The sequence below is a fragment of the uncultured Psychrobacter sp. genome (genome assembly GCF_947488565.1).
Classification (GTDB): domain Bacteria; phylum Pseudomonadota; class Gammaproteobacteria; order Pseudomonadales; family Moraxellaceae; genus Psychrobacter; species Psychrobacter saeujeotis.
This window is the reverse complement of record NZ_CANKZC010000001.1, coordinates 253,408-268,816: the sequence shown is the minus strand read 5'-3', so window position 1 is coordinate 268,816 and position 15,409 is coordinate 253,408. Positions and strand designations below refer to the sequence as shown.

General features: G+C 41.4%; 9 protein-coding genes. 8 read left to right on the top strand and 1 reads right to left on the bottom strand.

Annotated elements, in window-relative coordinates:
* Window positions 1-39: 39 nt before the first annotated feature.
* Complete coding sequence (locus Q0890_RS01000) at window positions 40-5,034, top strand: translocation/assembly module TamB domain-containing protein (RefSeq protein ID WP_299216345.1); 4,995 nt, start codon at window positions 40-42, stop codon at window positions 5,032-5,034.
* 139 nt (window positions 5,035-5,173) lie between these two features.
* Here the strand turns inward: Q0890_RS01000 and hemP are convergent, their stop codons facing one another.
* Complete coding sequence (gene hemP / locus Q0890_RS00995; RefSeq protein ID WP_010200173.1) at window positions 5,174-5,338, bottom strand: hemin uptake protein HemP; 165 nt, start codon at window positions 5,336-5,338, stop codon at window positions 5,174-5,176.
* A gap of 240 nt (window positions 5,339-5,578) precedes the next feature.
* On the opposite strand from hemP, the gene Q0890_RS00990 reads away from it, so the two are divergent.
* From Q0890_RS00990 to argC, 7 genes are all read left to right on the top strand, one after another.
* Complete coding sequence (locus Q0890_RS00990; RefSeq protein ID WP_299216342.1) at window positions 5,579-6,655, top strand: NUDIX domain-containing protein; 1,077 nt, start codon at window positions 5,579-5,581, stop codon at window positions 6,653-6,655.
* A 299-nt stretch (window positions 6,656-6,954) separates the two neighbouring features.
* On the top strand, window positions 6,955-7,902 hold the full coding sequence (locus Q0890_RS00985) for a lipocalin family protein (RefSeq protein ID WP_299216339.1): 948 nt from the start codon (window positions 6,955-6,957) through the stop codon (window positions 7,900-7,902).
* A 399-nt stretch (window positions 7,903-8,301) separates the two neighbouring features.
* Window positions 8,302-9,747, top strand: a complete 1,446-nt coding sequence (locus tag Q0890_RS00980; protein ID WP_299216336.1) for a glyceraldehyde-3-phosphate dehydrogenase — start codon at window positions 8,302-8,304, stop codon at window positions 9,745-9,747.
* Between the two features lie 461 nt (window positions 9,748-10,208).
* Window positions 10,209-11,423 (top strand): Obg family GTPase CgtA, encoded by a 1,215-nt coding sequence (gene cgtA, locus Q0890_RS00975; RefSeq protein ID WP_299216333.1) that lies wholly within the window; start codon window positions 10,209-10,211, stop codon window positions 11,421-11,423.
* A gap of 162 nt (window positions 11,424-11,585) precedes the next feature.
* The gene (gene proB / locus Q0890_RS00970) at window positions 11,586-12,758 is read left to right on the top strand and encodes a glutamate 5-kinase (protein WP_299216330.1); all 1,173 of its coding nucleotides are present in this window, start codon (window positions 11,586-11,588) and stop codon (window positions 12,756-12,758) included.
* Between the two features lie 313 nt (window positions 12,759-13,071).
* On the top strand, window positions 13,072-14,208 hold the full coding sequence (hemE, locus tag Q0890_RS00965) for a uroporphyrinogen decarboxylase (protein ID WP_299216327.1): 1,137 nt from the start codon (window positions 13,072-13,074) through the stop codon (window positions 14,206-14,208).
* Between the two features lie 113 nt (window positions 14,209-14,321).
* Window positions 14,322-15,389 carry an N-acetyl-gamma-glutamyl-phosphate reductase gene (gene argC, locus Q0890_RS00960; RefSeq protein ID WP_299216324.1) on the top strand — a complete coding sequence of 356 codons (1,068 nt, stop codon included), beginning with the start codon at window positions 14,322-14,324 and terminating at the stop codon, window positions 15,387-15,389.
* Window positions 15,390-15,409: the final 20 nt, after the last annotated feature.

Here is a 15,409-nt window from a genome sequence, read left to right as displayed (position 1 = left end):
CGATTGCTGGTAAATAATCTTTTAACGTAGTTGAGTATCATGTTGAACAAAAAGACCCCGCCCAAACGTTCACCCGATGAAGATCCAGCTCAAAGAGATGCCCGTGCGGTAAAGCGCTGGTATCCACTGTCCTTTGTATTCAAATTATTAATACTGATACTTGTCGTTTTACTGCTTATGTTTGCAGTATTTTTCTATATGATGGGCACAGAGTCAGGGACGAGGTTTGTCTTAGAAAAGGTCAGTGCAGAAACAGGCATTAAACTTACATACGGCAAAGGCAATTTGCGAGATGGTATTTGGGTCACAGATATAGATATCAAAGCGACTGAAGATCTTGAGGTTTCGGTAGATAAAGCATACGTTAAGGTAGGCTGGCGCGCTATATTTTCTAAAGAAGTGCACCTTCGAGATGCTGATATCCAGCGCATAGAAATCATCAATAACAAACCTCCGACAGGTGAGCCATTTGATTATAAAACGCTCAAGTTACCAGTCAATCTACGCTTTGATCAAGCCAAAATAAAAAACATTGTTTATAAACAAATCACCAAAGATCCTATCGTGGTACATGATATTAGTGCTCGAGATTTAACGTGGGTAGGGAGTGAAGTCACCATTGGTCGCGGCGATTTGCGTTATGCAGATATTGTAAAAATCAATGCATTACAGGGCAATATAGATTTACAAGGCGACTATCCATTGGACCTCAGTGCCATCGCTGAAGTCAGTGCTTTAGAAAAAGCGTATATCGATCCCCTAAACATTACAGCGACAGGTAGCTTAAAGCGTACTGTAGGTAAGGTGCGTAGTCGTTATAATGAAGGGGATGTCCGAGGTGAGTTTGTCGTACAAGGTCTCGATAATGATGCGCCTTTTCAAGCCAAATTACAGTGGGATGATGTTCTCATTCCTTACGCAGATGCCCAAAACATCCATCTAAGAAGTGGTACTGCTACGGCAAATGGGGTCATCTCTGAGATACGTTTGCGTATTAATACTGAGTTGACTGCCAAAGACATCCCTTCAGGACATTATCAGGGTCGCGCTATCATCGCCAATAGCCAAATGCGTGTCGATCGTCTAGACGCTAATGTTCCAGCTGGACATTTAATATTACAAGGTATTTTGGATTGGCAAAGTAGCTTTGATGCAAAAGTGCGAGCGACAGGTAGTAACTTTGATGTTCGCCGCGCCATTCCTGATGAGTATACTGACTTTAAGGCGTATGCACCGCAAAAGCTTAATGGTCGACTATCGGTGCATTATCAACAACAAAATAGTGTTGGTAATACGCAGATTGATGCAGACTTGCGTCAGCGTGATGGTGAGCACATCAATACCAATATAGTACGTGGTAAGACTTCATTAAAGTCTAAACAGGTGGCTCCTTGGTATATCAATGCCAATTGGCAAAACCTTATTCGTAGTGATATCCCTAATATCGGTAACATCAACAGTCCAAATGGACAAGCTGATGTCATTGTGCGCGGTGCACGTTTGTCTGTTGATGCCAATGCCCTTATCAATGAGTTAAGCGCAGCCCCTAAAGGCAATTATGATGTCAAAGTCCGTAAGAATGGCGATGTCATTGATATAAATAGTCTCAACTATAAAGGCATCGTTGGTGATTTATCGGGTAATGGGCAAATACAGCTAGCAACTAAGCGCCGACCTTTGACGTGGCAGATCGATGCGCGCACTAATGGCTTGCTACCCAAACAATATCGTAACGATTTACCACTTGAGCGTCTAACAGGCCGCCTTAATGCCAGTGGTCGTTTGCTAGATATCACCAAAAATGGTGTTAAAGGTCAGCGGCATATTATTAATCTCAATAATACGGATTTAGAAGCTCAGCTTGATGCCGCACAAGAGGGTCGTGACATTGGTATAGCAGGGACAGGTGACGCAAGCATTGATCTCATTGGAGGTGAGCTGTCGGTTTTCGATGCACGTTTTGATGGTCAGCTCGATACTGCTAATGTTCCTGATGGTCGACTATCTATTGATGCAGCTGGTACACCAAAGCTAATCAATGTGCGCAAGTTGGATTATACTGGTGAGGCGGGCGCTGTTAATGTAAAAGGTGTGCTTGATCTGCGCCAAGATATTGGCTGGACAGTAAACGGCCGCTTTAATAATTTTGATTTGGGTTATTTTTTACCGAATAATCCAGCTATTCTTTCCGGTGATTTGAACACCAGTGGGCAGTGGCAATCTGCGTCCAAAAACCATCCTGATGAAAAGGGTAAACTACAACGTTTTGCTGTAAATTTTGATGGGATGCTAGATGCCAAACAGCTACCTGCTGGTAAATTGACCATTGATGCCAATGGGGACTCACAGCTCATCCGTATCAAGCGTTTTCGTCATATAGGCAAAGCAGGTAGTATTGATGCCCAAGGCTCAGTCGATGTAAGCAAAGGGGTTGCTTGGGATATTAGTGCGGTGATGGATCGCTTTAATCTAGGTTACTTCCTAAAAGATACCCCAAGTACGATTACGGGCAATATAAAAACGGATGGTAGCTGGCGTAAAGCACAGCAGATTATCAACCTAACACAAATCGATCTAAACGGTACTCTAAAAGGTCAGCCTTTGAGTGCCAAAGGGAGCTTGGCGGCTAAATTAAACTTACCTGAAGATCTGACCAACTATTTTGAGCGTTTAAAAGCCCAAGACGTTGAGTCTCAATATCAGCAGGTCAATGCTCTCATCGATAATCTGAATGCAAATAACTTAGTACTACGATGGGGCGACAACTACCTGACGGCTGATGGTAATGCCAAGCAGTTGCAAACAAAAATCAATATCACTAGTCTCGATCAACTCTCAGATAAGCTGACGGGCAAAGTCACTGGCGGTGCGACCTTGTCACAGCCAGCAGGCCAGGCGTTGCCAACGATCTACGTAGATTTGGTCGGTGAGCGTATTGTGTTGCCTGGATTTATCTTACGTGAAGGCCGTGTACGCGGTAAACTTGTGAATTTAGCCAATAGTCCTAGTCAACTGATTATTAGTGCAGAAGGTTTAGATGCAGCTGGGCAAAGTTTTAAGAACATTGATGCCTCGTTTAGTGGTACTGAGCAAAGTCACGTCGTCAACCTTAAGATGGCTAATGAAAAATTGAACATCTCAACACGATTAAAAGGTGGTTTTAATCGTGACCAGTTGAGTTGGTCAGGGGTGATAGGTAAAGGACGTGTCCAGTCGCAATATGCAACCTTAAACCAGTTACAACCTGCACAGGCTATTGTAAATTTACCAAAACCACAGAATAGTGGCAAAACTGATCTAAAAGTACAGTTAGCAGCGCACTGCTGGCAAGCAGAGGATCAGACTGGCAAATTATGTTTGCGCGAAAACCTTATAGCTTCAGCTGCTGGTGGTAGTGTTAATTTGGCTTTGCAAAAGCTTGATACATCATTGTTTTCAGTGTTCTTACCCAAAGATATTGATTGGCATGGTCAGATTAATGGCAAAGCTATTGTCGGCTGGCAACGTGGCAAACCGCCTACCATCAATACGACGCTATATTCTGACAATGGCAAAATAGGTCTGATTCAAGATGGTGATGCTGCACCTGTAACCATCCCTTATGAGCGTATATCACTCATCGCATTATCAGTTCCTGAAGGACTAAAACTGCGTGCAGATGTCAATACTGGTAATGGTGCTCGCGGTTACGCTGAAGCCATCGTAGATCCGTACAAAGCGCCCAAACCAATATCAGGGGCATTAGTACTTAATGAATTTAATCTGGCTATCTTAAAGCCGTTTTTCCCAGGAATGCGCGTATTAGAAGGTAATATTACGATGGCAGGCGGCATTGGCGGCACCTTAACCAAGCCCCAGTTTTATGGCGATGTAAAACTTGCTAATGGTCGTGTTGCGATGCTTGACCTACCAGTCAATTTATCCAAAATAAACGCTACAGCAAAAATCCGCGGGACAGAAGCGGCTATTGACGGTAAGTTTAATAGTGGTACAGGTACAGGTACCTTGATTGGAACCATCAATTGGCAACAAGAGCTGCAAGCCAAACTGAGTATTGTTGGTGAAAGATTGGTGTTAACGCAGCCACCATTATTATTGGCTGAGGTCAATCCTGATATCGATATTATCGTGCGACCAGGCGATCGCTACGTTAACATTGAAGGTGCAGTTAGCGTACCATCAGCGACGATTCGTCCTCCTGAAGCCAGTGAAGATATTATCACCCAAACTGAAGATGCAGTGGTGATCGATAGACGTTTAATTGGTAATATCGATGACGTTTTAGCGATATCAAAACCTTGGTCGATTAACGCTGATATCGGTATTGATTTGGGTGATGATATCAACTTCCGTGGCTTTGGTGCTGTCATTCCTTTGGCAGGTGCTCTTAATATCAGTCAAAATGGTACTGGTGTCATGCGCGCTAAAGGAGTCGTTCAAGTATCTCGCCGTACCAGTATCGATGCGTTTGGACAGAATTTAGAGCTAAATTATGGACAGATACGCTTTAACGGCGATGTGATGAAGCCCAATCTAAGTATCGAGGCTGTAAAAATAATTGATGATAAAACAGTCGGTGTACGTGTGACAGGCAACACTGAAAACCCAAATATCGTTGTTTTTAACAATGCAGGCTTGACGCAACAACAAGCGATGAATGCTCTAGTGACTGGTCGTATAGACGATGGTGAAGCAACTCAAGTTAGTGAACAAGGATTTAAGTCACAGGTCACTAATAGTTTGGCGGCAGCTGGCCTCAACTTTGGCTTGACTGGCACACGAAGTTTGACCAATCAGATTGGGCAAGCCTTTGGTTTGCAGAGTCTAACTGTGGATGCTTCAGGTAACAGTGAAGATACTAATGTTAATGTCACAGGTTACGTCACTCCTGATTTATACATTCGTTATGGGGTTGGCGTATTTAACGCGGAAAACAGCTTGTCTATTCGTTATCAATTGACACGCCGTATTTATGTCGAGGCGACCTCTGCGGCTGAAAATGCTGTAGATGTGGTCTATAGCTGGCAGTTTTAAATAGCTGTGCTCATTGCGCTATCTTAGGGATGACTGTGGTTGTCGACTATGATAAAAGGCTGCTATCAATAGCCAGTGCTGATTATCTTCCAATAAAAAACGCCTTTCGATAGAGGCGTTTTTTATTGGTGCAATTAGGTTATTTGGTCAAAATTAAGCGATTGTTACGAGTCAAACGCAAGCGATACTCTTCGCCTTCATGCTCAATACGGACTTCCTTGGTTAAAGCAAACAAGTGCTGCGATTGTAAAGTAGGCAAACGATTTTCACGGCAGTTTAAGTAGCGAGAAATGACCATACTCATAGTGAATTCCTTTTGATTAAATAACGGTTAAAGTAATAGTGGTTTCTAACGATAATAATTATCATTTACATTTAAGTGTTTTGCAAGCCAATTGATAAAATAAAATACAGTTATTGTGTAAATATATCTAATTCAATTATTACTAACATTATTTTTGAAAAAATTTTAGGCTTAATTCTAAGAAACTTGACCAAACTTTGGACGAAAAGCTTTATAAGAGGAAAGATTAAGGAGAGAGCTATGTCAAATGCATCGACCAAACAACTAGGCAACGATATAACTGTCACGATTAACGTCGCTGTTGCTGTTATTTACTATAAAGATAAATATTTGCTTGGATTTCGAGATAAGTCTCAACATCAAGGCAATCGCTATGAATTTATAGGCGGCAAGATAGAGGCTCATGAAACTGCAAATCAAGCACTGATACGGGAAGTTGCTGAAGAAACGGGCATTGTCATTCATTATAATACGATCGTTAAGCTTGGGCGATTGCACCATGATTACGGCGATAAAAAAGTAAGTTTACAAGTCTATCGTGTCGAGCTGACGTCTCATCAGTATGACGTATATAAACATCAAGACTATGGTTTAGAAGGACAGATGCTAGCATGGGTAAATAAATCTGAGCTATTAGCAGGAAGCTACAATTTGCCAGCTGCTAACAAAACGATTCTTGAGTGGCTACGCTTGCCTTCAAAAATAGCAATTACCTATCCTTTATCACATTTCAGCACATACCCTGACGCAGCGACAGCATGGTTACAATATCATCAAGCTCACATAGCGTCAGATGCTTGGGTATATATTCGAGTCCAAGATATAGGCTCAAAGAACGTTGCAAAGCAGCTGATGGGTCAGCGACCAGATATTAAAGTCATTATGCCCGATGACATCAACGAACATTATTCAAACCATCACCCAGCATCTAGTCATCAAATTATAGCGCATCATCTAACACAGACATCGTTACTACAGTGGGTTGATGAAGTTAAAAATAATGCTGCTCAATTGCAATCTTTACATCATCCATTAATAGTAAGTTGTCATGATGCTGATAGTATTTATGCAGCCAATAAACTTGCCAATAGTCGTTTAGAGCGACAAGAGTCACCAGTCATCGGTATTTTTTTATCCCCTGTACTGGCCACTCAAACGCATCCTGATGCTAAGGCTTTAGGCTGGGAAACATGGTCAGATCTAGCAGCACTTGCAGACATGCCTGTCATTGGTTTAGGTGGATTATCACCCAATTTATTTACTCAAGCGACGCAGTATGGCGCCACGAGTATAGCTGGTATCCGGCAGTTTCTTTAAGCTTATGAATGAAAAATAGCATCGTTTTCTTTACCATAGTCTATTATCTTTTTTCATTAAATCTTTTACATACCAGTTACTATGTATTTAGTATTACTAACAAAGACAATATTATTTACAAACGGTTGCTTTTCCCTACAATGCTACACTGTTCTGATTTCCATTATATCTTTAATATTACAGTTAAAAATTATGTGAGATAAAAATATGGAGTAGGCGACTAATTATACGCCTTACTATAACCATATTCATATCGACTAATAAACCGCACTATTAATTCAAAAAATAATGGTATTTTTATGAAAACCAACAAGTTACCTACGTCAGAATATTCTGATATACAGGCAGCCGGTTCTCAGTCTGGGCAAAATCATCAATTGGTTAACAAGCGTTTAATAGATGATGTAAATACAGCGAATAATTATAGTAATGCTAGCAATGATGCCAACTATAATAAGTCTATACATTTGCTTTCAGGCAGTGAGAAATCAATAAATAACGATCTTACTTCTACGGGCTTAAATGACGAAGTGCCGGAGCGTATATTTATGAATAGTCTGATTAAACACACTGGAATAGCGCTAGCGATCATTGTACCGCTAGCTGCGTTTTCAGCCTATGCTGCAACGCCGCCGGAAATGCCTGCTTCACATGATGTTACTAGCGTCAGTACTGGTAAAGTAGATGCAAAGACAGCAACCAACAATACTATAGATATTACACCTTCTTCTATTATTCATCAGTCAGCTACTGAACCAACTACAGTAGATAGTCTTGATTTAACAAAATATAGTGGAACATGGTATGAGATTGGTCGTTTACCAATGTATTTTCAGCGCAACTGTGCCAGCGATGTGACTGCTACCTATACTCCTAATGCAAAAGATACTGGTATCACGGTATTGAACCAGTGTATTGATGAAGATGGTGAATCGGTTACTGCAGAAGGGCTTGCAAAGCCTGCAGATGATACAGGTAGTAAGCTTAAGGTTACTTTTTTACCGTCATGGATTCGCTGGTTACCTGTTGGGCGTGCCGATTACTGGGTATTGGCACATGATCCCAATTATAAAACGGCTTTGGTTGGTACCCCAGATAAAGAATATTTGTGGCTGCTGGCTCGTTCACCAAATATTTCACAAGAAGCTTATGCAAAATATCGTCAAATTGCTCAACAACAGGGTTATGATCTAAAAGCTTTCACATTAACGGATCATCGTAATCAGACCGTAAATCTGGTCCCTTAATATTAAATAAAAATTGATTAAGTGATCAGTAGTCTTTTGTCTGTTTGTAGCGAACTTAATAGTGACTATTGACTCAGTTTGGTAGATAAATAAAAAGGTGACCTAATAAGTTGCCTTTTTGCTATGTTGTGAACATAGTTTCTGTCAAAAACAATACATGATTGATATCAAACGTTAGTAATAACGGTTATCACTAGCAAAATCAGGCATTTTGAGCTAAAATGTACCCCAATTAAAACCTATGATAAGTACGACCAAAGGGCTTATAAACCTACTACATAATATAATGATTAATAAGTATGTATCAATTTTACTAACGTAGCGTCTCTCTCAGTTTATAAGTTTTTAGTACTTACATAGCTTTCTATATTTTACAAACACATTTTACTGACCATAAGGATGTTTCTCGTGAGCCAAGCTAATACCTTACGCCAATTACATCAAGATCGTCTAAGTAGTTACAACGATCAAGAACAACAAGCTATTGAGTTAATTGGACTGTTAAACAAACTCTATAACGAAAGAGATGTACAAGTTACTTTGTTCGGTGAGACACTTGATACAACTTCAGTCGGTCAAGTACTGGCGTTGCATCAAAAAGCAGCTATTCGTGAGCAAGATGGTAAGCCTATTGCTATTGCTGATACTTTAGAGATGGTTAAAGCATTGGCTTCTAGTAGCGACATTCAATCAGCACGTGTTGATGTTGGTCAATTAATCGCCAATGACACTGATTTGCAAGCGGCTTTACAAGAGGCTGGTGACGATAAATCTGCACAAAACGGTACTACTGACGTTGTGTTGTATGGCTTTGGACGTATTGGACGAATTTTAACGCGTCTATTATTATCACAAGCATCTAGCAAAAAGGGTTTGCAGTTAAAAGCTATCGTAGTACGTCCGGCTGCTGCAGGGGATCTTGCCAAGCGTGCGTCATTGCTTGAGCGTGACTCCATTCATGGTAGCTTTACGGGCGGCGTAAGCGTTGATGACGATAACAATGGTATGGTTATCAATGGTCGTTTTGTACAAGTGATTTATGCCAACGATCCAAGTGAGATTGATTACACAGCCTACGGTATCGATGATGCGTTAGTCATTGATAATACAGGTATATGGAAAGATGAAGCAGGCCTAGGTAAACACCTACAATCTCAAGGCGTCAATAAAGTGTTATTGACTGCGCCCGCTGGCGGAGATATCAAAAACGTCGTTTATGGTGTTAATAACGATACTGTTGGTGAAGACACCATCGTTAGTGCTGCAAGTTGCACGACCAATGCCATTACGCCAACATTGAAAGTATTAAACGATGAATATGGTATCGAAAACGGTCATGTTGAAACGATTCATTCGTTTACTAATGATCAAAACTTAATTGATAACTATCATAAGTCTGATCGTCGTGGTCGCAGTGCAGTACTAAACATGGTGATTACTAGCACTGGCGCGGCTAAAGCGGTTGGCAAAGCACTACCAGAGCTTGGCGGTAAACTGACAGGTAATGCTATTCGTGTACCTACTCCTAATGTCAGTTTGGCGATTTTGAACTTAAATTTAAAACAAGCGCCACAAGGTGCAGACGCGTTAAATGAGTTTTTGCGTAAGATGGCTAACAGTAATACTTGGCAATCACAAATTTCTTATACCGATTCGACAGAAGCTGTATCAACAGATTTTGTTGGTACTAAGCACGTTGGTATTGTTGATGCGCAAGCCACTATCGTTACTGACAATCATGCAACTGTCTACATCTGGTACGACAACGAAGTAGGCTATAGCACGCAAGTACTACGCTTGGCAACTCAAATGGGCGGTATTAGCTATACTCAGATTCCTGCATAACATCTGTATATGTGAGGTACGAGGGTAAGCTTTTGTTAAGCTACTTTGATTGTTATCGCTTATGAGTACAGCTCAAGCAGCCTAACAGGCTTACAGTGTAGAACAACACCCGATATTCCGTTTGGTTATCGGGTGTTGTTGTTTGATAACATCCACAACGGTTCTACTGGTATAATGATCGTAAAAGTGATAAAAAACTTTTCGTATTTCTATTATATGATAATAAGAGCGCTACTAGATAATAAGAGCGCTACTAATTGGTATCTAATTTGACTATAGAGCATGCTTGCTTTGTGGTAGGTATATTTTATGAGTAGTCAACTTATACCAGTCAATTTAGTGACTGAATGATAGATAGATTAACAAGTAGATGATTAGTAGACTAATTAAGTATATAGATATCTTTAAGTACCAATATAAAATCAGCCAATGACTGTAATCTAGAAAGTAAGGAACGTAAGATGCGATTTATTGATGAAGCCGTCGTAACGGTAAAAGCAGGTGACGGTGGTAATGGAATCGCCAGTTTTCGCCGAGAAAAGTACGTACCACGCGGTGGTCCGGATGGCGGTGATGGCGGTAGCGGTGGTGATGTTTACGTTATCGCCGATGATAACACAAATACGCTAGTCGACTATCGTTATACGCGTCGCTATGACGCCAAGCGCGGTGAGAACGGTCATAGTAAAAACTGTTCGGGTAAAGGCTCTGACGATGTGTTTTTGCCAGTACCTATTGGTACGACTATCATTGATACTGAGACAGACGAGGTACTAGGCGACTTGGTTGAGATTGACCAAAAAATATTGGTTGCTAAAGGTGGCGACGGAGGGCTTGGCAATACGCACTTTAAAAGCTCTACCAATCAAGCGCCGCGTAAAGCTACCTCAGGCTTTGAAGGTGAGTTAAAGGTACTGAAGTTTGAGCTAAAAGTAGTGGCTGATGTCGGTCTGGTGGGATTGCCTAATGCTGGTAAATCTACTTTTATTCGTCAAGTCTCTGCTGCTAAACCTAAAGTTGCTGACTATCCATTTACGACACTGGTTCCTAATTTGGGTGTGGTAGACATTGGTCGTCACCGCTCATTTGTGATGGCTGATATTCCTGGTCTAATTGAAGGTGCGTCTGAAGGTGCTGGGCTCGGCATTCGCTTTTTAAAGCATGTTGCTCGTACGCGTCGTCTACTACACTTGGTTGATGTAAAGCCAGTTGATGGTAGCGATCCAGTAGAGAATGCTCGAGTTATCCTAAACGAGCTGGAGCGCTTTTCACCTGAATTGGCCAATTTGCCTCAAATTTTAGTGTTAAATAAAATTGATCAAGTGGTTGAAGAAGACTTAAATGAGTTATGTACGCATATCGTAGCAGAGCTTGGCTGGACAGGTATTGTGTTTCGCACATCCACTTTGACAGGCGAAGGTGTTGATGCTGTTAAATATCATTTAATGAACGAAATTGAGCGCGAGCGTGAGCGCGAAATAGAAGATCCTATTTTTGCTGATGCACAAAAAGAGCGTTTTGAGCGTTTAGAAGAGGAGGTGCGTTTAAATACAGAGGCGCAGCGTGAAGCGTATCGTGCGGCTCGTAAAGCTGAGCGTGAAGGTACCAATCTTGTAGATGATGATGACTTGGATGACGATGACGATGACGGTGTAGAAGTGGTCTATACCTCTTAGAATGTATTAGCAGAAGATAACGGTAGTGTTTGCTGATATTCTCTGCTAACGTTTATACAAATTTGATGTTGTCGTGTATGAGACTATATGAGGTCTTTATACAACAAAATAGATCATCTATTATTATTTTTAAATCAACCCCCACAATTTACAGGAGTTTTTATGGCAGGTGACATAGACCAAACGACCGAAGAGGCAAGGTTTATCAAACAAAATCGTAATTTTGATATTCAGCGCGTTGTTGTCAAGATTGGCTCATCGTTATTAACCAATAATGGGCGAGGGCTGGATCGAACTGCTATTTATGAGTGGGCCAAACAGATTGCTAAATTGCACAAGCAGGGCGTTGAAGTACTATTGGTATCGTCAGGCGCAGTTGCCGAAGGCGTGGTGCGAATGAACCTTGATGAGCGGCCAAAAAAGCTTGCAGCATTGCAGGCTTGTGCCTCTATTGGTCAGATGGGTTTGATTGAAACGTGGTGGTCAGCATTGATTCAACACGGAATACAAAGCTCTCAGCTATTATTAACTCACGATGATTTGTCTAATCGTAGTCGTTATTTGAATACCACTGGTGCACTGACGCAGCTATTAGAGTGGAATGTGCTCCCAGTTATTAATGAAAACGATACCATTACGATTGATGAGATTAAGTTTGGTGATAATGACACATTGGGTGCAATGTCAGCGGCTATGATCAATGCAGATTTATATATTATCTTGACGGATCAAGATGGGGTGTTTACTGACAACCCACGAGACAACCCTGATGCTCAAATGATACGCCAAGAGCGCGCGATGGCTGACTATCTTTTTGACATTGCAGGTGACGGTGGTAAGCTTGGTCGTGGCGGTATGCTAACTAAGATTCGTGCTGGTCGCCTTGCAGCAATGGGCGGTTGTCCAACTGTAATCGTCAGCGGTGCTATTGATAACGTCATTACTCGTGTGGTATCTGGTGAAGCTGTCGGTACGCTATTAACCACCAACGATGCTGATAAAATTATTGCACGTAAACAATGGTTGGCCGCGCATTTACGTATGTCAGGTACTTTGATCGTTGATGCAGGCGCCGCTAAAGCACTAGTAGAGCACAACAGGAGTTTGTTACCAGTTGGGGTGGTAGAAGTGCGCGGTGATTTTGATGAAGGAGATGTCGTAGAAATTGTTCATCAAGATACAGGTGAGCGTTTAGCGGTAGGGCAGATGAACTTCTCTTCTAACGATGCGCGCCGAGTAGCTCGAGAGCGTACTGAACAATTTGATAGAATCCTTGGCAACAAAGAAGAACGCGTGGTTATGGTGCATCGTGATAACTTAGCATTGTCTATGTGATGATATCTGCTAAAAATGACAAGCTTAGGTAGTATAGTTAATAGATACATAGCCAGTCTATAAATAATACTGACCATTGGTTAAGATTACTTACATAAGTAGCAACAAGTATCACTATATTTTTCAAGCTCAAAACGAATGCCATAATAGATTTCATCTTTATGGCATTCACTATATGTATGTTTTGATTCATACGCACGTTTTAATTAAAACGCGACTATTTATTATTTATCAACAGATAGACGCTTCCTAATTTTTTATTTTCACAATGATAATTACAATATGAGTATTGTACTCTTTTGGAGACTTATACATGAGTGCCTCAAATAACACGAATACAGCCCAGCCAGAATTTGCTCCTTTAAAAAATGATAGGCTAATACGCGCATTACGTTTTGAGCCGATTGATACCACACCTGTCTGGATGATGCGCCAAGCTGGACGTTATTTACCAGAGTATAAGTCAACGCGTGCAGAAGCTGGAGATTTCATGAGCTTGTGCAGAGACACTGATCGAGCGACGGAAGTCACTTTACAACCGCTGCGCCGCTATGATTTGGACGCAGCTATCTTGTTTAGTGATATTCTAACCATTCCAGATGCGATGGGTTTAGGCTTGTATTTTGAGACTGGAGAAGGACCTAAGTTTAAACATCCTATTCGTAATCAGGCAGATCTTGATAGATTGCCAAAGCTTGATGTCAACGATTCTCTTGACTATGTTATGCGTGCGGTGACAAGCATCCGTAAAGCGTTGAACGGACAAGTGCCATTATTTGGTTTTTCTGGTAGCCCATGGACACTTGCTACTTATATGATTGAAGGTGGTAGCTCAAAAGATTATCGCTATACAAAAGGGTTTTTATACAGTAATCCTGAATTTTTACATCAGTTATTAGACAAGTTAGCGATGTCTGTGATTGACTATTTAGATGCGCAAGTCGTAGCTGGAGCGCAAATTCTACAGATATTTGATAGTTGGGGCGGAGCGCTTGGTCATCGTCAGTTTATAGACTTTTCTCATCAATATAACAAGCGTATCGTAGCAGAGCTAAAAATACGCCATCCGGAGATTCCAGTGGTCTTATTTACCAAGGGGGGTGGTCTTTGGCTAGATATTCAAGCGGACAGTGAGGCTGATGCCTTAGGGTTGGATTGGACCATGCCGCTCGATCGTGCACGTCAAGTTTTGACTGAAAGCCAGCGTCATCTTACTAAAAAGCATAAAAAGCTACAAGGTAGTAAGGCAATTCAAGGTAACTTGGATCCAGCTACTCTATATGGTTCGCCCGAGACCATTCAGGCAGAAGTCAAAATGATGCTAGATGGTGCTTATGCTAGTGGAGACAAAACAGGCTACATAGCAAACCTTGGTCATGGTATTACTCAGTGGGTCAACCCAGATCGTGCCAAAGTGTTTATCGATGCTGTGCATGATTATCAGATTTAAGCGTATTTAGATAGTAATTAACGCGTGTATTGATTAAATTTCAGTACCAATAAACAGTATATTTCGCAAAGATGTGTAGTGCATTTAATGATTATTAAATAAAAGGACACCTTATGATTTCAGCAGCTATTGTCGGTGGTACAGGTTATACAGGTATTGAGCTTATCCGCTTGTTATCAGCACATCCTAAGGTGTCTATTGATTTATTAACTTCAAGAAGTGAAGCTGGAACGCGCGCTGATGAGATATTCCCAAGCTTACGTGGCATATCAGACTTAGTGTTTAGTGATTTGGGCGATGAGACGCTATATGCTTTACAAAAATGCGATGTGGTGTTTTTTGCTACGCCGCACGGAGTCGCTATGAAGCAAGCCGCAGCATTGACTCAAGCAGGCGTGAAGGTAATCGATTTGGCGGCCGATTTTCGCTTACAGTCGTTGGCAGATTTTGAACATTGGTATCAGCAGACGCATAGCTGTCCTGAGCTATTAAAGACAGCAGTATATGGACTTCCTGAGCTAAATCGTGACAAACTTGCAGAGGCTTTTATTGTAGGTAACCCTGGTTGTTATCCGACTACGGCTATTTTAGGATTAAAGCCAATTATTGAAATGCAGAACAAACAAGCAGTACGTTTGATTGAGTCGCGTATCGTTATTGATGCCAAGTCTGGCGTGTCTGGCGCAGGCCGTCAAGCAAGCCTTGCGCTTAATTATGCTGAAACGACAGATAACTTTAAGGCTTACGGTATTGGAGGCCATCGTCATTTACCTGAGATTGAACAAGGTATTGAACAGTTGTTAGTCAGTCAATTTTCACAACAGGTACGTTTTTTACCGCATTTAGTACCTATGATTCGCGGCATGTTTAGCTCTATTCACATGGCACTTACAGAGGCGGGTGCTGGTATCGACTGGCAGCAGGAGTTTGAAGACAGCTATGCAGGTGAAGCATTCATTGATGTGTTGCCTCATGGTGTCTACCCTGATACGCGTAGTGTGCGTGCTAGCAACCGTTTGCGTATCGCGATACATCAAGATAATGAACGCGGTGAGTTAACTGTGCTGGTAGTACAAGACAATCTGGTAAAAGGGGCAGCAGGACAAGCAGTACAAAATATGAATGTGATGTTTGCATTTGATGAAACGTTAGGGTTAAATGCAGCGCCAATTGTACCGTAAAGCCTGTTAGGTAAAAAAAT

Bases quoted from the DNA above. Each gene is read 5' to 3' on its own strand.
- hemE (WP_299216327.1), top strand. From the start codon at position 13,072: ATGAGTGCCTCAAATAACACGAATACAGCCCAGCCAGAATTTGCTCCT.
- Q0890_RS01000 (WP_299216345.1), top strand. From the start codon at position 40: ATGTTGAACAAAAAGACCCCGCCCAAACGTTCACCCGATGAAGATCCA.
- cgtA (WP_299216333.1), top strand. From the start codon at position 10,209: ATGCGATTTATTGATGAAGCCGTCGTAACGGTAAAAGCAGGTGACGGT.
- argC (WP_299216324.1), top strand. From the start codon at position 14,322: ATGATTTCAGCAGCTATTGTCGGTGGTACAGGTTATACAGGTATTGAG.
- Q0890_RS00990 (WP_299216342.1), top strand. From the start codon at position 5,579: ATGTCAAATGCATCGACCAAACAACTAGGCAACGATATAACTGTCACG.
- Q0890_RS00980 (WP_299216336.1), top strand. From the start codon at position 8,302: ATGTTTCTCGTGAGCCAAGCTAATACCTTACGCCAATTACATCAAGAT.
- Q0890_RS00985 (WP_299216339.1), top strand. From the start codon at position 6,955: ATGAAAACCAACAAGTTACCTACGTCAGAATATTCTGATATACAGGCA.
- proB (WP_299216330.1), top strand. From the start codon at position 11,586: ATGGCAGGTGACATAGACCAAACGACCGAAGAGGCAAGGTTTATCAAA.
- hemP (WP_010200173.1), bottom strand. From the start codon at position 5,338: ATGAGTATGGTCATTTCTCGCTACTTAAACTGCCGTGAAAATCGTTTG.